The organism is Schaedlerella arabinosiphila (genome assembly GCF_003885045.1).
GTDB classification, from domain to species: domain Bacteria; phylum Bacillota; class Clostridia; order Lachnospirales; family Lachnospiraceae; genus Schaedlerella; species Schaedlerella arabinosiphila.
In genome coordinates this window covers 1,300,756-1,318,704 of sequence record NZ_RHJS01000002.1, presented here as the reverse complement: position 1 = coordinate 1,318,704, position 17,949 = coordinate 1,300,756, and the positions used below count along the sequence as shown (strand labels likewise).

22 protein-coding genes and 2 pseudogenes are annotated in these 17,949 nt (G+C 47.1%); 3 read left to right on the top strand and 21 right to left on the bottom strand.

Annotated features, from left to right (window positions below; genetic code table 11):
• Positions 1–2: 2 nt before the first annotated feature.
• The 6 genes and pseudogenes from EBB54_RS06540 to EBB54_RS32615 all read right to left on the bottom strand — a co-directional run.
• On the bottom strand, positions 3–728 hold the full coding sequence (locus EBB54_RS06540) for a flavodoxin (RefSeq protein ID WP_125126821.1): 726 nt from the start codon (positions 726–728) through the stop codon (positions 3–5).
• A gap of 43 nt (positions 729–771) precedes the next feature.
• Entirely contained in the window at positions 772–1,899 is a 1,128-nt protein-coding gene (locus EBB54_RS06535) for a flavodoxin (protein ID WP_125126820.1), read from the bottom strand.
• Between the two features lie 10 nt (positions 1,900–1,909).
• On the bottom strand, positions 1,910–2,323 hold the full coding sequence (locus EBB54_RS06530; RefSeq protein ID WP_170178085.1) for a cupin domain-containing protein: 414 nt from the start codon (positions 2,321–2,323) through the stop codon (positions 1,910–1,912).
• Positions 2,320–2,502 (bottom strand): hypothetical protein, encoded by a 183-nt coding sequence (locus EBB54_RS06525; RefSeq protein WP_120397624.1) that lies wholly within the window; start codon positions 2,500–2,502, stop codon positions 2,320–2,322. The genes EBB54_RS06530 and EBB54_RS06525 overlap by 4 nt, the downstream gene beginning before the upstream one ends.
• 146 nt (positions 2,503–2,648) lie before the next feature.
• The gene (locus EBB54_RS06520; protein ID WP_125126819.1) at positions 2,649–3,533 is read right to left on the bottom strand and encodes a LysR family transcriptional regulator; all 885 of its coding nucleotides are present in this window, start codon (positions 3,531–3,533) and stop codon (positions 2,649–2,651) included.
• 285 nt (positions 3,534–3,818) lie between these two features.
• Positions 3,819–5,152: pseudogene (locus EBB54_RS32615) on the bottom strand (IS1182 family transposase); the annotation flags it as partial.
• On the opposite strand from EBB54_RS32615, the pseudogene EBB54_RS32170 reads away from it, so the two are divergent.
• A pseudogene (locus EBB54_RS32170) lies at positions 5,140–5,373 on the top strand (IS110 family transposase); the annotation flags it as partial. The pseudogenes EBB54_RS32615 and EBB54_RS32170 overlap by 13 nt on opposite strands.
• Before the next feature lie 430 nt (positions 5,374–5,803).
• On the opposite strand, the gene EBB54_RS06500 reads toward EBB54_RS32170, so the two are convergent.
• The 6 genes from EBB54_RS06500 to EBB54_RS06480 all read right to left on the bottom strand — a co-directional run bounded on the left by EBB54_RS06500 (position 5,804) and on the right by EBB54_RS06480 (position 9,113).
• Entirely contained in the window at positions 5,804–5,938 is a 135-nt protein-coding gene (locus tag EBB54_RS06500; protein WP_205128746.1) for a ParA family protein, read from the bottom strand.
• Between the two features lie 35 nt (positions 5,939–5,973).
• Entirely contained in the window at positions 5,974–6,147 is a 174-nt protein-coding gene (locus EBB54_RS30510; RefSeq protein WP_004068769.1) for a hypothetical protein, read from the bottom strand.
• 2 nt (positions 6,148–6,149) lie between these two features.
• On the bottom strand, positions 6,150–6,626 hold the full coding sequence (locus EBB54_RS06495; protein ID WP_004068770.1) for a PIN domain-containing protein: 477 nt from the start codon (positions 6,624–6,626) through the stop codon (positions 6,150–6,152).
• Between the two features lie 588 nt (positions 6,627–7,214).
• Positions 7,215–7,871 (bottom strand): ABC-2 transporter permease, encoded by a 657-nt coding sequence (locus tag EBB54_RS06490; protein ID WP_125126818.1) that lies wholly within the window; start codon positions 7,869–7,871, stop codon positions 7,215–7,217.
• Complete coding sequence (locus EBB54_RS06485; protein WP_125126817.1) at positions 7,868–8,734, bottom strand: ABC transporter ATP-binding protein; 867 nt, start codon at positions 8,732–8,734, stop codon at positions 7,868–7,870. Before EBB54_RS06485 ends, EBB54_RS06490 begins: the two co-directional genes overlap by 4 nt.
• 1 nt (position 8,735) lies before the next feature.
• Positions 8,736–9,113, bottom strand: a complete 378-nt coding sequence (locus EBB54_RS06480; protein ID WP_016296854.1) for a GntR family transcriptional regulator — start codon at positions 9,111–9,113, stop codon at positions 8,736–8,738.
• A gap of 257 nt (positions 9,114–9,370) precedes the next feature.
• Here EBB54_RS06480 and EBB54_RS06475 point away from each other — a divergent pair, with 257 nt between their 5' ends.
• Together EBB54_RS06475 and EBB54_RS06470 are read left to right on the top strand one after the other, a co-directional pair.
• The gene (locus EBB54_RS06475; protein ID WP_243127569.1) at positions 9,371–10,192 is read left to right on the top strand and encodes a putative ABC transporter permease; all 822 of its coding nucleotides are present in this window, start codon (positions 9,371–9,373) and stop codon (positions 10,190–10,192) included.
• A 74-nt stretch (positions 10,193–10,266) separates the two neighbouring features.
• On the top strand, positions 10,267–10,662 hold the full coding sequence (locus EBB54_RS06470; protein WP_243127567.1) for an HD domain-containing protein: 396 nt from the start codon (positions 10,267–10,269) through the stop codon (positions 10,660–10,662).
• A 96-nt stretch (positions 10,663–10,758) separates the two neighbouring features.
• On the opposite strand, the gene EBB54_RS31070 is transcribed toward EBB54_RS06470, so the two are convergent.
• The 9 genes from EBB54_RS31070 to coaE all read right to left on the bottom strand — a co-directional run bounded on the left by EBB54_RS31070 (position 10,759) and on the right by coaE (position 17,934).
• Entirely contained in the window at positions 10,759–11,001 is a 243-nt protein-coding gene (locus EBB54_RS31070; protein WP_243127565.1) for a winged helix-turn-helix transcriptional regulator, read from the bottom strand.
• Complete coding sequence (locus EBB54_RS31065) at positions 10,998–11,159, bottom strand: ATP-binding protein (protein ID WP_243127564.1); 162 nt, start codon at positions 11,157–11,159, stop codon at positions 10,998–11,000. The genes EBB54_RS31070 and EBB54_RS31065 overlap by 4 nt, the downstream gene beginning before the upstream one ends.
• 399 nt (positions 11,160–11,558) lie before the next feature.
• On the bottom strand, positions 11,559–12,077 hold the full coding sequence (locus tag EBB54_RS06460; RefSeq protein ID WP_016296858.1) for a hypothetical protein: 519 nt from the start codon (positions 12,075–12,077) through the stop codon (positions 11,559–11,561).
• A 72-nt stretch (positions 12,078–12,149) separates the two neighbouring features.
• Positions 12,150–13,460: a sensor histidine kinase gene (locus EBB54_RS06455; RefSeq protein ID WP_125126815.1), complete on the bottom strand. Its 1,311-nt coding sequence runs from the start codon at positions 13,458–13,460 to the stop codon at positions 12,150–12,152.
• Positions 13,461–13,745: 285 nt separating this feature from the next.
• The gene (locus EBB54_RS06450; RefSeq protein WP_016296860.1) at positions 13,746–14,603 is read right to left on the bottom strand and encodes a DegV family protein; all 858 of its coding nucleotides are present in this window, start codon (positions 14,601–14,603) and stop codon (positions 13,746–13,748) included.
• 85 nt (positions 14,604–14,688) lie between these two features.
• Entirely contained in the window at positions 14,689–16,053 is a 1,365-nt protein-coding gene (locus tag EBB54_RS06445; protein WP_125126814.1) for a PFL family protein, read from the bottom strand.
• A 52-nt stretch (positions 16,054–16,105) separates the two neighbouring features.
• On the bottom strand, positions 16,106–16,378 hold the full coding sequence (locus EBB54_RS06440; RefSeq protein WP_004068788.1) for an ACT domain-containing protein: 273 nt from the start codon (positions 16,376–16,378) through the stop codon (positions 16,106–16,108).
• A gap of 180 nt (positions 16,379–16,558) precedes the next feature.
• Positions 16,559–17,356, bottom strand: coding sequence for an MBL fold metallo-hydrolase (locus EBB54_RS06435; RefSeq protein ID WP_004068790.1), 798 nt, complete (start codon positions 17,354–17,356; stop codon positions 16,559–16,561).
• Positions 17,353–17,934: a dephospho-CoA kinase gene (gene coaE / locus EBB54_RS06430; RefSeq protein ID WP_125130632.1), complete on the bottom strand. Its 582-nt coding sequence runs from the start codon at positions 17,932–17,934 to the stop codon at positions 17,353–17,355. Before coaE ends, EBB54_RS06435 begins: the two co-directional genes overlap by 4 nt.
• Positions 17,935–17,949: the final 15 nt, after the last annotated feature.

Sequence of the window (17,949 nt, the reverse complement as noted above, 5' to 3'; positions counted from 1 at the left end):
TTTCATTTTTGTTTTCCCAGCCCAAGACCGTTTACCCATTCCATAACCGTTTCCTCCGAATCACTTCCGTTCAGCCGCCGTCCATCCAGCCAGTCAGCGCCACTGGTAAGCTGCTCCAAATTGGAATCGCTGGAACCAATACCGCTGCCGCCGGAAGTGCAGAAAGGAACAATCGTCTTGCCGGAAAAATCATAGCTTTCCATAAAGGTGCTGACGATTCTTGGCGCTTCGCCCCACCAAATCGGATACCCTATAAATACAATATCGTATTGCTCCATGTTCTCCACCGAACCGGAGATAGCCGGACGTGCGGAAGGGTCATTCATTTCAATGGTACTGCGGCTGTTATCATCGTTATAGTTCAGATCTGCTTCTGTATAAGGTTCCTCCGGGACAATCTCATAAAGGTCTGCGTTCAGACCATTTGCAATATGTTCGGCCACACCCTCTGTTGTATTGGTGGCAGAGAAATAAGCTACCAGTACCTTTGCCCCTTCCATCCCGGTATCCGTTTCAGGCACAGGCTCCGTTTCTTCCGTTTCACCGGGCTGCGCAGTCTTGTTTTCTTGTTCGGATTCTGCTGCGCTGCTTTCCGGTTCGGACATTTCCTCTGCTACGCTGTTCTCCACATCAGACGAACCAGTTTCAGCCGGTTCACTGCTCCCGGCACATGCCGTAACGGATACGGCCATCAAAAGAGTAAGTAATAAAGCTGCAATTTTTTTCATAGGTCTCCTCCAATTTTTTTATTTAGGAACTTGTGTTCACTCTCTATTCTGCCAGTGAGAAGGTAATTTCCACCCGGCTTTCAAGGTTTTCAAAAACAGATAAGTCCGAAGTCACTCTGCCAATCGGAATGACATCCACGGAAAGCATGGGATTATCTGTCTGTGCATAAAAAACCGCCATGTTATGATGAGCCTCGCAGTAAGTAATATCGCCATTGTCAAAGGTGTTTCCGCCGCCCGCCAGATTCTCCGCCGCAGGATAGAAGTCTACACCGCCATAATATTCCCTCCCTCCAAAACCACTCATGGAAATCGTGAGGGGAAAATATTCTTTTATTTCCTGTGCCAGCGCAGTATCATAAATCACCCCATCAAGCACGATGTCGCCAATCGTGATTGTAATGGCGGTCTCCGTCATTTCTGTTCCAGCGCTCTTTCCCCTGATACCAATTTCTTCAAGCCATGCAGCAACGGTATTTTCAGCAGTCAGAACGTCTTTTGCTTCAACCGCCAGACCATCCGGCGATTCTGCAGCATGGCTGGCCTCACGGATTGTTTCGTAACTGCCGCCTGCTCCGTATCCATCGTGCGTACAAAACGGAACCACTGTTTTTCCGGTAAGATCATATTCGTTCAAAAAAGAAAGTACAGCCTGCGGAACTTCTGTCGCCCATACAGGATAGCCGATGAACACAGTATCATATCTGGAAGTATCCAGATTGCTTTCCACCAAAGCAGGCAGATAGTTCTCCGCCATTTCACTGTGGTTCAAATCCCGAAGCTCATCAAAATCGGTCGGATAAGGTTCCTGTGTCTGGATAAGGTGAAGATCGCCGCCGACATTTTTCCGTATCATACGGGCCATATATTCTGTAGTTCCGTAATTTTCTTCATCTGCCACAATGCTGGCAGATGTCGTCGCATCCACGTCATTGGGATACTCTGTGTTACCCCATCGTGAAAAATAGACAATCAGAATATTACTTTCATTTTCTGCGGATTGTTCCGGTTTGCTGCTTTCCGGCGTCGAAGCCGAAGATTCCTCCGTAACCAACTGAGATTCTGTTTCCTCCGCCTTACTTTCCTCTATTTGATTCGTCGGATTATTTCCACAGCCGGAAAAGGAGTATGCAAATAACAGGCAAAGCAGCGGAATCCATAGTTTTTTCATTGTCTGCCTCCTACTTCAATTTGCTGTAATCTGTATCTGAAACTGCTTCCAGCCATTCATTGGAAGTACCCTCGCCGGGAACCTCTATGGCCACATGGGAAAACCAGCTGTCTTTTGCCGCCCCATGCCAATGTTTCACGCCCACAGGAATTGTAACCACATCTCCGGCCCGAAGCTCCTGTGCTTCTTTTCCCCATTCCTGATACCAGCCCCGCCCTCCGGTAACGAGCAGAATCTGGCCGCCGCCGTTCTCTCCATGATGGATGTGCCAGTTATTCCGGCAGGCAGGTTCAAAAGTTACATTTGCAACACCTACGCCATTTAACTGTGTCAGCATTGCCAGATAGGATTGTCCTGTAAAATACTCGCCAAAAGGATTGAGGACGCCTTTTTCAAAAATAGTCTTGTGTTCTGATCTTTTCATGTAGAAACCTCCGAATCTTTCTTAATTTCATGGATCATATAATCCAACTGGTCTAATAATTGCTGCTTGGAATGTATTTCATCCAACAGTTGTAATCTGCTTTTTCTTAAAATCCGTATCTGATCCTCCTTTGTCTTTCCACACTTTTTTACCTGTCTGGTTACTTCCTCTAATGTCATCGTCAGCCTCCCTTATTTAATAGAAAGCACTTTCTGCAAACTTTCCGCCACAAAAAAGCAGGTGCAGAAGAAAAGCGGCTACACTTTTTTCTACACCTACATTATAATTTAGGTCATTGGTTATATCAAATGCTTAGTTTTTATATTCAGGTTATGCCTAAAAGGTATCTCATGTGTTCTATGAATTTTGTCGCAGCCAAACTAAACGGCTGTTGTTTTTTCCATGCCAGCACACTGCTTGCTGTCAGTTCCGGTGATAATGGCCGGTAAATAATTTTTTCTTTATCCCAAAAGGGTACGGAACCCTCAATTACAATGGAGTATGCCAGCCCCCTCTGAACCATAAGGGCGCTGTTTGTGGCCAGATTACTGGTAAAGAGAACCTGTTTTTCCTGAAAAGAATCGCCGAACCAGTGGGATAATTCGTTCCTCACATTTGTCCGTCTCGGAAGTATGAGAGGCTTATTCTCCAAGTCTTTTGCACTCACAGCTTCTTTTTCTGCAAGCGGATCGTCCGGGCGCATTAAAACAACCCATCGCTCTTTTCCTTTCAGTCGAATAAAATCAAACTTTTCTATATCAACCGGCTCCAGTAAAACGCCAATATCAATCAATCCTTTTTCCATCTGCTCCTTCACCAGATCGGCATTTCCTGTAAAAATGTCGAAAGTTACAAGGGAATATTTGTCTCGGAAAGTTTCAATGATTTCCGGCAGCACCTGCATGGCCGCCAATTCCCCACCGCCAATGACGATTCTGCCTTCCACCATCTCGTCCTGTTCAATCAGCTCTTTTTCTGTCCGGTCAACTAAAGACAAAATTTCCTCTGCTCTCCGCCGCAGTAAAACTCCCTCGTTTGTTAAGGTAATCTTTTTTGCGCCTCTGTAAAACAGCTTAACACCAACTTCTTCCTCTAACTGTGATAGCTGGCGGCTCAATGTCGGCTGGGTAATATGTAAGACTTCTGCTGCCCGATTGATTCCCCCTTCGCGAACAACAGCAAGAAAATAGCGAAGCACCCGTATTTCCATTGCAATACCTCCTGCATAAATAGCTTTTATTATTATATCTGAGGTATGCTTAAAAAGCAACTGTCTGCTATTACTGTTCACAAAATGTATAGTTTAAAACATACTGGCAAGCAATGTGGCTGTTGCACCAGAGATCAAAAAATCTCGGATGTAACAGCCCCTTCTTCTAAAAAGAGTAGTTTTTTTATTGAAATTAGAGAGGTATTCCCCGTTGTTTTTTTAGATGGACGCACTTTCCCAGGCCCTGTCACCAGACAGGGCCTGAGTCTTTTGACTGGTCTATTTTTATGCGCTTTTCTTTAAAGGAAACTGGTGATTCCCGGTTCTGTCTCCCTGAATCTTATGGTGCAGCTTATTGATGTTATGTGCAAATGCCAAAAGTATCGCTTCTGCTTTCACATTCTGGCTCCCACGGCACAAAAATCTACGGAATCCACTGTTCTGTTTTAGTTCCCCGAAGGATCCTTCCACCTGGATACTTCGATTCATCTGGAGTTTTATCCCTTCTTCACTTTCGATCCGCTCCAGGTCTGCTTCCCGGTATTCGAGCAACTTTTTTGATACATACAGGTTCTTGTTCCGATCCTCCAAGGGGGTCTTACAGTGGTTCCCCTTGATGCATTCCTTCTTATATGGACATCCACCGCATTCCTGGCAGGTATAAACTGTTGTCTCCCGTTCATATCCAGTCGGGTTTTCTCTTTTTTGATGCTTTCCTTATGTAATTTTTTCCCATTATGGCACGTGTAGGTATCCGTTGCTTCGTCATACTCCATGTTTTCTACCCGGCCGATGTCTTTTTTACATTTCCTTGTTTTTGAAATCTCATAATTTGCTGGTTTGATGTATGGCAATATCCCACTACCGTCCAGATACCCATAATTTTCTTCGCTTTCATATCCGGAATCCGTCACTACTTTTGAATAAGAAAAGCCAAGATTCCTTTCCATAGATTTCAAAAATGGAATCAATGTTGTGGTATCCGCTGGCTGTAATCCCAGGGTCAGCCATGAAATATATTCACTGTCTACGCCATGCTGGAGATTATATCCGGCCTTGAGCTGTCCGTTCCCCATAGCGTCTTCTTTCATCCTCATAAAAGTCGCGTCATGGTCGGTTTTGGAATAACTGTTGCGTGTTCCGCAAATATGCTTCATTTTCACCTGATTCTGATACACCACCTTGATCCCGTAAGTCTCCTCGCAGAGTTCTACAAAAACAGCCAGTTTCTCCAATAATTTTCCCAGGTTCTTACTGACCGCTTTCTTCCATACAAAGGTATACTTGTTGGCGCATGCTTCGATTTTTGTGCCGTCTATGAAAATGGTTTCTCCGGACAATTCTCCCAATTGATACAGAAACTGGGACATTTCTGCCATGATCGGCTCTGCGCAGAGACCGAAATGCAGAGTACGAAATCTGGCAATAGTGGAATAATGGGGTGCCTTTGCTCCTTCCAGAAGCCTCATGAAATTAATATCCCTGAGACAGGCTGCGGCGATCTCCCGGCTGGAATAGAGATGGTTCATGTATCCATAAACCAATATCTTAAGCAGCTGACGCGGTGTCGGTTCGTTTGCGTGCCCCTCCCGGCAGTAAGTCCGATATAAATCTCCTAAAGGTGGACAAAGGGACGAAAACACCTGTAAATCCGGTGATCCACAGCTACTATGCCGGCAAATGCAAAAACAAGAAGAAAAACGGGGCTGTCATGCATAAAATCTGCAACATTATTTTTGCCATGCTCCGAGATAATAAGCCGTTTAAGATCATCACCCCTCAGGAACACTGTGAGCAGTATTTTGCAGCGCATCCTGGCAAGGCACAGAACGCAGCTTAACAGGTTCTCATAAATTTTTAAAATTTCCACATAGGTGGGTTTATTAAAGTTACACTTTTTTACATCAACTGCTTTAAAAAAACTTTTTTAACATTTTTCATTTTACCTATTGACATTTCTTAGCTGGACTTTATTCATGAGGTTCTTTTTATTGATGTAAAATATTCCATGTACAAAATACTCTTTATACATGGAATATTTAAAATTGTATTTGTAATATTTGTCTGCTTAAATACAAGAAGAAATAACGTTATCTGCCAATTCCGTGAATCGGGTATTAAGCTTATCAATTAGAGTTATTTGCCGAGGAGCCCATGAACCTTTGTCTTGTAATGTTTTCATAGGTCTGTAATCTTTCAAAGAAGCAACCGGTATGCTTTGCCAAATACTGTTTTGAATTAAGACATTCATATCCTCAATTTCACCTGCTTTAATTACACTGGGGATCAAAATCAATCATTAGAACCTTTTTCCCTTTTCTAGCAAGAGCATTAGCCAGATTCCAAGCAATAGTGGTTTTTCCTACACCACCTTTATTGTTGAATATAGATATAATTTTTGCCATACATTACCCTCCCTCGTTATTTTCAATTACATAATTCATATTTTTTGTAATTTTCTAGCTTGTATCTCTTTGTGAACTTCCATACCACGAGTATTATAATAGTCCATGCGTTCCTGTCGGCTCATATCTTTCGTCTGATAGTAGTTATATTCTCTCAATTTGTGAATGTCTTCAATGGTAAAATTAGGACTTAAAATAGGTCTGCTCATAATCATTCCTCACTTTCTAATAACACAGATGGGTTTAAAATCTCAATTGGTTTATGGCCTTTCAGGTTAGTAATTGCCCGTACTCCCCGTATTGTTTTAATATTTACAATATGCTTAAAATTCCATGATATAATGCAATCACATTCACTTACAATAGCAGCTCCGATATGCTGGCAATCATCATAGCTTTTCTTTGTTAGTATTCCCATTTCAATAATCTGATGTGAAATATCTGCAACATTATCATCAATTTGAACCAAAGTATAATCAATAAGTCCTAAATAATCGAATAATTTGCTTTGTTTTGGTTCTGAACATCCTTTTAGTTCTTCAAGCGTTACAGTAGAAAGATATACGTCATACTTTCCATTGCGAAACATTTCCCATAATTGTCTGGTATCAGCCATTTTTTCAGGCACATCCTCCTGAAGTAAATGACTAATCACTGAGGTATCCAGGTAAACTCTTAATTTTCCCATATCTACCACCTCCAACAAGCATTCTCATAATTAGATTATACAAAAAAACGCATATAAAAACAATGGAGAATTGAAATTTTGAATTCTCCACTTGACAATGTGGCAAAGACCGTAAATACGGATGGAACCGTTTCTATAAACATACGATTTGCATCAAATGGAACAGGGATGCTGTAACGCCTTATGAACAAAATACCTGTGATCAATATGACGAATACCGCCGACATACTCCTTCTTTTTCTTTTTTGTATGCCAGCTTTCAGATCCTTTACCAGATCCATGTCCTTCTTTTTTTCCGCGGCATCATATCTGTCTGACGAACGCAGATATTCATAAACTGCACAGCAATTCTTGCAGTCCGCAACATGCCTTTTGATCCAATTCATATGCCTTTGCCTTATATATCCAAAAAAATGAGATTTCGTTACAAAAAAAATTCGATTAGATAAAATAAATCAATCAAAAGAATCCGTTATCAGGTAACTGATATCAAACTAAAACCTGCCGATGACAAACCAAAACGGAGGCTATCTATTTCCGACAGCCCCCGTCAAAGAATCCTGCTCTGAATCTGGTTTTCTCCCCCGCTTAAAGCTCCTTCTTCTGAAAAATACGCACCGTCAGCAGAAATGACAGGAAGAATGCGAGCAGTGCGCACACCAGGATAGCCGCCCCTGCCGTCATGATCTGAAAGGCAGTCATGTGGGGGCCGAACCAGCGGTTCATCAGTGAACTGGCTCCCATAATCACCCCAACGCCGCCAAGCAGGCTGACCCCGATGAGTATCTCGCTGCGTTCCTCTCCTCCGAGATAAAACAGCGGGAAAAAGATGGCTCCCATAAACAGGCTGAGCCCGATCCCCACAACATACACCATAAAAATGTCCGTGTCTTTGTCAAAAGGGAATCCATAAAACAGGATGGACAGTGCCGCCGCGGTTCCCGCAAGCAGCATTCCTATGCAAAGCCAGGCCATTTGACTTAGAAAATAGCTTTTCACAATATCCGTACGCCTGATCGGAGCCGTCAGCTTGTATTTACTCCACTTTGACACGCTTTCCCTGCGCAGGCTTGCCGCAGCTATGACAGAAAATCCTGTCATGCACAGAAGCATATAGCCGATGATAAAAATCTGCGCATCGTGATCTATCCCAACGACGAAAATCCCAAGCACCAGCATCATGGCCGAAAACAGCTTCGCATTGGACAGCACCGCATAAACATTATTTTTCAGAAGTCCCTTCATACCCGTTCCCCCTTTACCAAAAGCAGCATGATCTCATCCAGCGAAGCATGGTCCAAAACCGCGTCCCTGTACTTTTTTTCTGCTTCTTTGCCGTCAGACACCAGCACGTCAATCTGAAAATCCCGTTTCCGATAGGCTATGATATCCCCCCGGTCCAGCGCGTCAAACTGGCTCTCCTTACAGCGCATGACCGCGTAATGATAGGCCAGGTCATTTTTGGAAGCGGTCAGGAGCACGTTTCCCTCATGGATAAAGGTAATGTAATCCGCAATCTTCTCCAGGTCGCTTGTAATGTGGGAGGACAGCAGGATGGAATGGTCCTCTTCCTGCACAAAATCCAGAAATACGTCCAGGATCTCATCCCGCATAACGGGGTCCAGACCGCCGGTGGGTTCGTCCAGAATCAAAAGCTTCGGGTGATGTGAAAGCGCCGCAAAAAGCGCCAGCTTCATCGTCATCCCTCTGGAATAGGTCTCGATCTTCTGTCCGGCAGGCAGGTGAAAATCCTGCAGGTATTTTTGAAACAATACAGGGTCCCACGCCTGATACAGTCCGCCCATGATCTCCGACAACTGCGCCGCCGTCAGGTATCCGGGAAAATTATCTCCGTCATAGACCACGCCGATCTTTTCCCTTATGGCCGTGTCCTGATCCCCCATCTCCTGTCCAAACAGCCGGATCGTTCCGCCGTCCCTGGAGGACGTGTTCAGGATGCAACCGATGGCGGTCGTCTTTCCCGCACCGTTTTGTCCGACCAGTCCCATAACTGCGCCGTAAGGCAGAGAAAATGATACCCTGTCCAGTACAAAACCGTCTTTCGGAAATCTTTTCGATACCTGATCCAGTTCTAAAATATAGTCCATATCAATCATCCTCCTCGTAGAATAATGCCAGAAGCTCCGTCAGCTTTTCCAGGGAAATGCCGCTCATCCGGCCGATCTCTGCGGCAGCCTGTAAGTGCTCCTCCGCGATCCGCTGCTGCTCCTCCTGGTAAAATTCCTTGTTCTGTGCCGATACAAAACTTCCCCGGCCGACAGTGGTTTCGATAAATCCATCCCTCTGCAGATCCTCATATGCTTTCTGAACCGTGATCACGCTGACATGGATCGACTTCGCCAGAGCCCGCATGGAAGGGATTGCGTCCCCGGCCTGCAGCTCTCCGCTCATGATCATGGCTTTGATCTGGGATGTAATCTGTTCATAGATCGGCTTATTGGCATTATTGCTGATAATGATCTCCATGCTCCACCGCCTTTTCTTTTTTATATGTAAAGTGTACTTATTGTACAAGTACATTATATCATCCTGAATCTTTTTGTCAACCACTTGCTTCTGTATTTCATATCTGCTAAAATATTTATCGAAAAACCATATTTCCGGATGCACCGTGGTTTTCCTGCCTGTCCATCCATTCATCAATAACATGCCGGCGCAATCCTGCGTCCGCTGAAAAAGTTTCTGAAAATACAAAAAAGCTTCCGAAAATACAAATGAGGTGTATGATGCATATAACAACAATATTTATCTGGTTTATTTTATACAGTATTCTGGGATGGATCTATGAAACGATCTTCTGCAGTGTAAAGACTCTGAAATGGGACAATCGGGGCATGCTCATCGGGCCCTACTGCCCGATCTACGGCGTAGGCGCGGTACTGGACGTGCTGGTCTGCAGCGGGCTCCCCAATTACGGCGCGGTATTTCTGACCTGTATGCTCGGCTCCGCGGTCCTGGAATATACCACCTCGTATACTACGGAAAAGCTGTTTCACGCGGTATGGTGGGATTACAGCGATCTCCCTCTGAACATCAAGGGCCGGATCTGTTTGCCCTGTTCCCTGGGCTTCGGCGCGGCCGGACTGATCGTGCTGTACGGCATCCACCCTTATATGGTGCGTGTCACCGACTCCCTTTCGCTTTCCTGGCAGGAGCCTGCCGCATTGCTTCTGATGGCGGTTTTCTCCGCGGACTGCGCGCTGACGGCAGACTCCCTGATCGCGCTGAACGTCAAGCTGGAGACCACCATGAAGGCCATTGACTCGCAGATTTCGGAGCGGTATGACGCATGGATTGAGAACACAAGGCAGAACCTTTCCGAAGGGCTGGAAACCCTGAAAGAAAAAATTTCCCTGGAAGAATTTCGCGAACGCAGGATGATGGAGGAATTAAAGCATACGCTTTCCACCATGAACTGGAACCAGACCCGGGCGCTCCGCTCCTCCGTATCCTTCCGCCATGCGCGGTACCGCGAACTGGGAAGCAGGATGAAGCATGCGCTCTCCTTCCGCAGGAAAGAGACAGAAAGGCAGGATCTGAAATGAGATTGACAAAAAAAGAACGATCCGAGATCAGAAAACATCTTCGTGGGCTGAATCTAACAGAGGAGGCCCAGCTTATGAAGCGTTTTATCCAGCATGGGCGCATTTCCACCTATGAACATGTACTCAGCGTAACCCGGTTCAGCTTTTATCTGAACCGCCGCCTGCACCTCGGCGCGTCGGATTCCGAACTGGTGCGGGGCGCGTTTCTCCATGACTTTTATCTGTATGACTGGCACATAAGCGATTCCCACGAGCGGCTCCACGGATTCCATCATCCGTCAGTCGCCCTGAAAAATGCCATGCGGCTGTATACACTCTCTCCGGTGGAGCAGAATATCATCCAAAGCCACATGTGGCCCCTGACGCTGTTTTCGCTTCCGAAGTGCAGGGCCGCGGTGATCGTCTGCCTTGCAGATAAGATCTGCTCCACTTATGAGACGCTTGTACGAAGCAATCCTTTTCCTTGCTGAATTGCAGAATATCATCTTATAGATATCCAGAAAAAGATGCAGCACAGTTAAAGATTATTTGACTAAGTGCCGTTTTGCCCTTACATACCCAAACAATTATTTTGTAACTTTCCAATGTCCGCTTCTATAAAAGCCGATATTCTCAATTACTCCTTTATTTACCAATTTTTTCATTGTTCTTTGTACTTTACTTCTGGAAAGGTTTAATTGTTTTTGGATTTCTGACTGTGTTATTTTGGGAATTTCCTTCAATAATTCACACAAATTTCTTTCAATTTCCGTTAAAACAATATTTTCAGCTTCATTTTTAGCTTCATTTAGCAGCATTTTATAATTCAAATTTTCAATGTCACCATAAACATCACTCTGTCCGAATAAAATCCCGGCTCCATTCCAACCTCATAATTCACCGCATTTTCATATGCCTCACGGATTTTGTTGAGTCCGCTGCCCTGACGTTCCATATATCCCAACCGTCCAAATATATCCGCCAGCACCGGATTTCTCCTTGTTGAAGGTAACAATAAGCACCTGTGCAATCGCCTGCTGGATGACCCGGTCTACTGCCGTTGGCACAGCATTCTTTTCTTCCCGTTATCCTTTGGTATTTCTACCCTTCGTACCGGGGCTGGCTTATATTTCCCTGCCAGCACAAAATATAAGCCGTCAGAAAACGACTATTTTTGCAAACATGGGTAGGTGATGCCGCTACAAGGGTCAGTCAGGCTTTTTTTGACAAGTGCCTATCTATTCGCAATCACATGGCGGCATCCTCCCATTGCCGCCGATGGGCATTGAAAACGGCGGCTTTCGATTTCTCAAAAGCCGCCGTTCGGGGCGTAGCGATTTTCCTGCTTGTACGACGGCTTTTTTCTTTTGCCGTCGTGTGGCAGACATTAGGAGTATGTATATGTAGCGTGCTGACGCCTATATGTGTCATTGTCCTTTTGGCTCAATTCTTTTTCTATCTGTGCCAATTTTGCTTTCAAATCCTCTGTTTTGCTTTCATCTGTTTCCCTGTTGATTTGCTGCTCCAGCTCTTGTTTCTGCTTTTTTAGTTTTTCAATCTCACGGTCAACCTTGTCGGTATTGCAGGTGCAACTTTGCCCATCTTTGTCAGAGCCGCTTTTTTCCGGCCCTTCCGCACTCTTGTCCCGATCAGAAGCATCTGGGGCATCCTCTGCCCGCTCCGGGTCAGCGAAATAGAATTTAGGCTTGCCGTCCTCGTCTTTGCCAAGCCAATAACGCCCTGATGGTTCCGTTTTTTCCTCCGGAACATATTCATCCATCACAGGTTTTTGGTAGCGCGATTGGGTTTCATCTTCGGGCCGCTGGACTTTTTTCGGTTCCTCCACACCAGCAAGCGGCACAGACGGCTGCGCTGCGCCAAAGTTTATTCCAGAAATAGACTGCATAATATATTCCTCCAATCCACAAGATAGGCAACTGATATTGCTACTATCAGTTTACCCCGTAAAAAAAGAATTTCAAGGCTTTTGTATTGAAATGCTCTCTGGATGTATTGAAATGTTCAGCAACACGTTCAAAGAGAACCTCCGTTCAATTTTCTCTGTCAACATCGCACCGTGATATTTCTCTGCTACAGCTCTGATATTGGAAAGGCCGGTTCCCGTTGGCGGCAGCGGATTATCTGAACAGGTATTTTCAAATGCCAGCATATAGAAGTCGCCCTGCCGCTCTCCGCTGATGCGAATTGACCTTACTCCCTCAATGGATTGACACGCACTGATCGCGTTGTCCAAAGCATTGGCAAAAATCACACATAAATCAAAATCATCTATTCCGCAAGGGGGTGGAAGGAACAATGAAACCTCAGCTGTAATCCCATCTGCTTTTGCCATCTTTAACTTTTCTCCCAGCAAAATATCCACCACTGAATTACCTGTCTGACAAGGAAATGACAACGTGGTTGAGACTGTTTCCAGCTTTTGCAGATAGGCTTTGCTCTCTTCCAATTTGTTATTGTTAAGCAGGGCGCTCAATACAGAAAGATGATTTTTAATATCGTGGCGGAATGCTTTTGTCTGTTCATAGCGAGTTTGTGCCTCGGCAATATATATTTTCTGTGCCTGGACTGCTTGAGACAAAGATTGCATTTCTGCTTTGGTCTGTAAACTGCGGCATAGGTGACGATAGGCATACAAGGTACAGAGTAAAGCTCCCAGCCCTAGGGCTTGCAAAAACAGCAGCGCAGTATGTTCCAACAGAAGGGCAGGAGACAACACATCATAGTAAATCTGTGTATATGAGGTCTGCATGATATACAATTCTGCGGTAAAGAAAAACAGAACAGGGAACAATAAGCAGCCCATATATGTCATGTGTCCAATTTCTTCTGGCGATATGGATTTTACTACGCTTGTATAGCAGGCAATACTTATGGCCAGGGAGACCGCTGTTGCCGCTGTGACCATTGAGTACAAAAGCAGGGTGTTCGTCACACGGGGAAATATCACCGCCTCCACCGAGTTGATAAGCCCAAAGGAAAACTGGGAGATGTAATTGGCGAGGATTGCCGCAACCCAGGACGCAGAGGGACGATTGCCCAGAATAAAACGGTTTACCCCATACAAAATAAGCAGTTCTATCCCAATCACTATGATCCATGGGAAAGAAAACTTACTTGCAATCCAGTCCAAAATGAAGAAAATGAAAATGTATATGGCAAAATGATATGCCTTCTGTTTTTTCCCGGTGAGGCTGGCACAAAAGTAAACGTGCATAATGCCTTGGGCTATCAGGCAAAAAATATTAAGCCCTATACTAAAATAATCCATAACAGCTATTCCTCTCTTTCATGCAGCGCAAGAGGGCCTGTGGCAAATCTCGTTCACGCAGTCTGGAAACAGGTGTTTCTCCGAGCAATTCTGATATTATCAACTTTATTTCCCTTTCTTGAGTTGGTCAGGCAACGTCTGATTTTTAAACAAACAGACAAAATCTAGACCTCTTAAATACAATAGCTGCTTTACCGTTTTACCGTAAAGCAGCTATCATCCCTTCCAGCCATTCTTCGATTGCAAAATGCCTGCCCTTACTGAAATGTGTTTAACCCTCGTCTCTTATACCTTCTTCGTACAAGTCACTGCCATGGCTCCTGCCCCGATATGGCAGGCAATGCTCAGGGAAAGCGGGTTTTCCATGATCTCATACTCCGGGAAATGGCTGTGGATCTCTTCCTTCCACTCTGCCGCCTCTTCCTTCCCGCAGGTATACGCCATCCCCAAAATCAATTGGGACTCCTTCCCCGCAAACCGTTCCTTGATATCCTTCTCAATTGCCTGCAGCATGGTCCGCTTTGCCGCCTTCCAGCCCCGCACCTTTGCAAAGGCATCCAGCTTTTCTCCCTGGATCTGCAGTACCGGCTTTAAGTTCAGCACGGTTCCCAGAGCCGCGGCCGCAGGAGTGATCCTGCCGCCTTTTTTCAGATATTTCAACGTATCCACGGTGATGTAGATGGTGGATTCAAATTTTTCTCTTTCTAAGATTTCCCGGATCTCCGCCGCCGACTTTCCTGCGTCGCGCAGCTCCATGGCGTCTATGACGGACCGCTCCTGGGTCACGGAAATCCTCTGGTTATTCACCACCTGCACCCGCCCGTTGTAGTCCTCTGCCAGTGAAACGGCGGTCTCGCAGGAACTGCTCAGGCCGCTGGACATAGGGATATGCACCAGCTCGTCGTATTCTTCCAGAGCCCTGTCCCACAGATCCATGACATCCCCCGGCGACGGCTGGGACGTGGAAATATCCGCATCCTCCCCAAGCCGTTTGTAAAATTCCTCCTGGGTCAGGGTAATGTCTTCCAGAAAGAGTTCCCCATTGATATAGAACGGCATCGGGAGGACATAGATCCCCATCTCCTTTCCCTTTGCCTGTGTAATCCCGCTGTTGCTGTCTGTTACAATCGCTATCCTGCTCATTTTATCGTCTCTTGCTCCTTTAATATTCCTGCAGTCCCAAAAACGTTCCGCCGGACTGTTTTCCGAACTGTTCCCGGCGACTGCATCAATTCTTAAAACTATGGATCGGCGCCGGAATCCGTCCTTTCCGGCTGATGAATGTGTCGCATCCAAATTCATTCACCGGAATAATGGGCGCATAGCCCAGAAGCCCTCCAAATTCCGCCGTCTCGCCCACATCTTTTCCGATCACCGGGATCAGCCTTACCGCCGTGGTCTTCTGGTTCACCATGCCGATGGCCATTTCGTCCGCAATGATCCCGGCAATGGTGCTGGCCTTCGTCTTGCCCGGAATCGCGATCATATCCAGGCCCACAGAACAGACGCAGGTCATGGCTTCCAGCTTCTCCAGCGTCAGGGAACCGACGTTCACCGCGTCGATCATTCCCTGATCCTCGCTCACCGGGATAAATGCGCCGCTTAAGCCCCCCACATAGGAGGAGGCCATCACACCGCCCTTTTTCACCTGGTCATTGAGCATGGCCAGGGCCGCCGTAGTCCCCGGCGCGCCGACCCTCTCCAGGCCGATCTCTTCCAGGATCTCCGCCACGCTGTCCCCGATGGCCGGAGTGGGCGCCAGGGACAGATCCACGATTCCGAAGGGAATCCCCATCCGCTTCGATGCTTCTCCTGCCACAAGCTGGCCTACCCGGGTCACCTTGAAAGCAGTCTTCTTGATGGTCTCGCAGAGTTCCTCGAACCCCTTGCCCCGCACCTTTTCCAATGCCTTCTTCACGACGCCCGGCCCGCTGACTCCCACGTTGATGACCGCGTCCGCCTCCGTCACGCCCAGAAATGCCCCTGCCATAAACGGATTGTCGTCCGGCGCGTTGCAGAATACCACCAGCTTTGCACAGCCCAGGGAATCCCGGTCCTTGGTGGCCTCGGCTGTGGCCTTTACGATCTCCCCGCAGAGGCGAACCGCATCCATATTGATCCCGGTCCTGGTGGAGCCTACATTGACGGAGCTGCAGATCCGCTCCGTCTCCGCCAGCGCCTGGGGGATCGACCGGATCAGGTATTCCTCGCTTTTCGTCATTCCCTTGGACACCAGTGCGGAATATCCGCCGATAAAGTTTACGCCTACGGTCTGCGCCGCCCGGTCCAGCGTCCGGGCGATGGTCACAAAATCCTCCGGGCATCTGCACGCCGCAGACCCCACCAGGGAAATGGGCGTAATGGAGATCCGCTTGTTGACGATCGGAATGCCGAACTCCTTTTCAATGTCCCGGCCTGTGCTGACCAGATCCTTCGCCACCCTGGTGATCTTCTCATAGATCTTTTCATTCAGCGCTACCAGATCCGAGTCGATGCAGTCCAGCAGGCTGATCCCCAGCGTGATCGTACGCACGTCCAGGTTCTCATGCTCGATCATTTCGTTTGTCTCTGAAACTTCATACATATTAATCATATCTGTTTTCCTCACCTTTTGCGGCTGATTCTGTCTGTCGCAGCATTCTTTGTTACAGCCTGTGCATTTTCTCAAAAATTTCTTCTCTCTGGCAGCGGATATTGACCCCGATCTCCTTGCCCAGCTTTTCCAGATCATCACAGATCTTTGTAAACTGGGTATCCTTCTCCGTCACATCCACAATCATCATCATATTAAAGTATCCCTGCACGATAGTCTGGGAAATGTCCAGAATGTTGATCCCATTTTCCGCAAGGTAGGTGCATACCTTCGCGATGATCCCCACGGTATCCTTCCCCAGCACGGTTACGATGCATTTCTTCATGTCCTGTTCCTCCTGTAATATATAACCAATTTGCGCAACAAATTGATTACCTTCTGAATGCAGCCACTTGCGCAGCAAATTGATTGCCTTCTGAATGCAGCCACTTGCGCAGCAAATTGATTGCCTTTTGAATGCAGCCACTTGCGCAGCAAGTGATTGTTTGCCGGCCATCCGGCCCTTTCAAAAAGAGTATATCTCCGATACCTCGTCCCGTTTCGCGACGGTCATATCCAGATCTTCCCCTTTATAAGCGTTATCGCCCAGCGTCACTTCCAGCTTCACGGTTTCATACGCCAGCTTCACATAATTATTTTCCTTGCTCAGATGCCCCAGGACGATGTGCTTCAAATTATCATGTAGTATATCACAAAGAAGCCGTCCTGACAATTCATTTGACAAATGTCCTTTCTCCCCCAGAATCCGCTGCTTCAGATAATAAGGGTAAGCCCCTACCTCCAGCATATGTATGTCGTGGTTTGCCTCTAAGAGCACCGCGTCCAGATTTTTCAGCTTGCCCACCACGTAATCCGTATACATCCCCAGATCTGTGGCCACGGCCGCCGCTTTTCCTGCGCACTCCATCCGGTAGCCGGTGGGCTCGTTGGCGTCATGGGAAATGGCAAAGGGGTCGATGGTGATATCCCCAAGGGAAAATTTCTCATCGATCCGGATGGGATGAAACAGCCCCTCCGGCATCTTTCCCAGGCTGGAATAGCCTTTAATCCCCTCAATGGTTCCCGGCGACGCATAGATGGGAATCCCGTATTTCCTGCTGAATACGCCCAGGCCCTGGATATGGTCCGAATGCTCGTGGGTCACCAGGATTCCCGTCAGTTCCTCCCCTTTGATGTCCAGTTCCTTCAGACCCGCTTCGATGCGCTTTTTGCTGATCCCCGTATCCACCAGAAGATGGGTATGGTCGCTGCCGACGTAAATGCAGTTCCCGCTGCTCCCGCTGGCAATGCTGCACAATCTCATAATAATTCTCCTATCTGTTTCTTTGTATTTTCAAATGCACCGCTGTTGTCAATGACCGCCGTGCAGATTTTTCGAAATGCCGCTTCAGAAGGCTGGGACCGGATCATCCCCCGGGTCCGCTCCTCTGTATATCCCCGGGAGCGCGCCAGACGCAGGCAGCGAACCGATTCCTCCGCGTAGACATACCACATTTCCCCGCAGAGATCGCCGTAATCCACATCGGGAAACAGCGCCGACTCCAGCACATACAGTTCCTCGCCGTCCCTCTCTTTTTGGGAAATGTCCTGCTCCACCCACCGCCGCACTTCCGGGTGGACGATGGAATTTAGAAGGGCCAGTTTTTGGGGGCTGGAAAACACGGTTTCGGCCAGCTTTCCCCGGTCCAGCTCTCCGTCTGCCCCCAGGATGTCCCGGCCGAATGCCTCCACGATCCGTTCATAGCAGGGCTGCCCCTTTTGCTGGAGACGCCTTGCCGCGTCATCCAGCGGGGAGACCACGGCCCCGTACGCTTCCTGCAGAAATTGGAGGACTTCACTTTTCCCGGAACCGACCCCTCCGGTAATTCCCAGTATTTTCATCATTTTCCGCCTGCC

Coding starts and splice junctions, on each gene's coding strand:
- EBB54_RS06535 (WP_125126820.1), bottom strand. CDS start 1,899: ATGAAAAAACTATGGATTCCGCTGCTTTGCCTGTTATTTGCATACTCC.
- EBB54_RS06435 (WP_004068790.1), bottom strand. CDS start 17,356: ATGAGATTGTGCAGCATTGCCAGCGGGAGCAGCGGGAACTGCATTTAC.
- coaE (WP_125130632.1), bottom strand. CDS start 17,934: ATGAAAATACTGGGAATTACCGGAGGGGTCGGTTCCGGGAAAAGTGAA.
- EBB54_RS06475 (WP_243127569.1), top strand. CDS start 9,371: ATGATGCATATAACAACAATATTTATCTGGTTTATTTTATACAGTATT.
- EBB54_RS06485 (WP_125126817.1), bottom strand. CDS start 8,734: ATGGACTATATTTTAGAACTGGATCAGGTATCGAAAAGATTTCCGAAA.
- EBB54_RS06440 (WP_004068788.1), bottom strand. CDS start 16,378: ATGAAGAAATGCATCGTAACCGTGCTGGGGAAGGATACCGTGGGGATC.
- EBB54_RS06480 (WP_016296854.1), bottom strand. CDS start 9,113: ATGGAGATCATTATCAGCAATAATGCCAATAAGCCGATCTATGAACAG.
- EBB54_RS06500 (WP_205128746.1), bottom strand. CDS start 5,938: ATGGCAAAAATTATATCTATATTCAACAATAAAGGTGGTGTAGGAAAA.
- EBB54_RS06540 (WP_125126821.1), bottom strand. CDS start 728: ATGAAAAAAATTGCAGCTTTATTACTTACTCTTTTGATGGCCGTATCC.
- EBB54_RS30510 (WP_004068769.1), bottom strand. CDS start 6,147: ATGAGCAGACCTATTTTAAGTCCTAATTTTACCATTGAAGACATTCAC.
- EBB54_RS06495 (WP_004068770.1), bottom strand. CDS start 6,626: ATGGGAAAATTAAGAGTTTACCTGGATACCTCAGTGATTAGTCATTTA.
- EBB54_RS06470 (WP_243127567.1), top strand. CDS start 10,267: ATGAAGCGTTTTATCCAGCATGGGCGCATTTCCACCTATGAACATGTA.
- EBB54_RS06520 (WP_125126819.1), bottom strand. CDS start 3,533: ATGGAAATACGGGTGCTTCGCTATTTTCTTGCTGTTGTTCGCGAAGGG.
- EBB54_RS06450 (WP_016296860.1), bottom strand. CDS start 14,603: ATGAGCAGGATAGCGATTGTAACAGACAGCAACAGCGGGATTACACAG.
- EBB54_RS06525 (WP_120397624.1), bottom strand. CDS start 2,502: ATGACATTAGAGGAAGTAACCAGACAGGTAAAAAAGTGTGGAAAGACA.
- EBB54_RS06455 (WP_125126815.1), bottom strand. CDS start 13,460: ATGGATTATTTTAGTATAGGGCTTAATATTTTTTGCCTGATAGCCCAA.
- EBB54_RS06460 (WP_016296858.1), bottom strand. CDS start 12,077: ATGCAGTCTATTTCTGGAATAAACTTTGGCGCAGCGCAGCCGTCTGTG.
- EBB54_RS06445 (WP_125126814.1), bottom strand. CDS start 16,053: ATGATTAATATGTATGAAGTTTCAGAGACAAACGAAATGATCGAGCAT.
- EBB54_RS06490 (WP_125126818.1), bottom strand. CDS start 7,871: ATGAAGGGACTTCTGAAAAATAATGTTTATGCGGTGCTGTCCAATGCG.
- EBB54_RS06530 (WP_170178085.1), bottom strand. CDS start 2,323: ATGAAAAGATCAGAACACAAGACTATTTTTGAAAAAGGCGTCCTCAAT.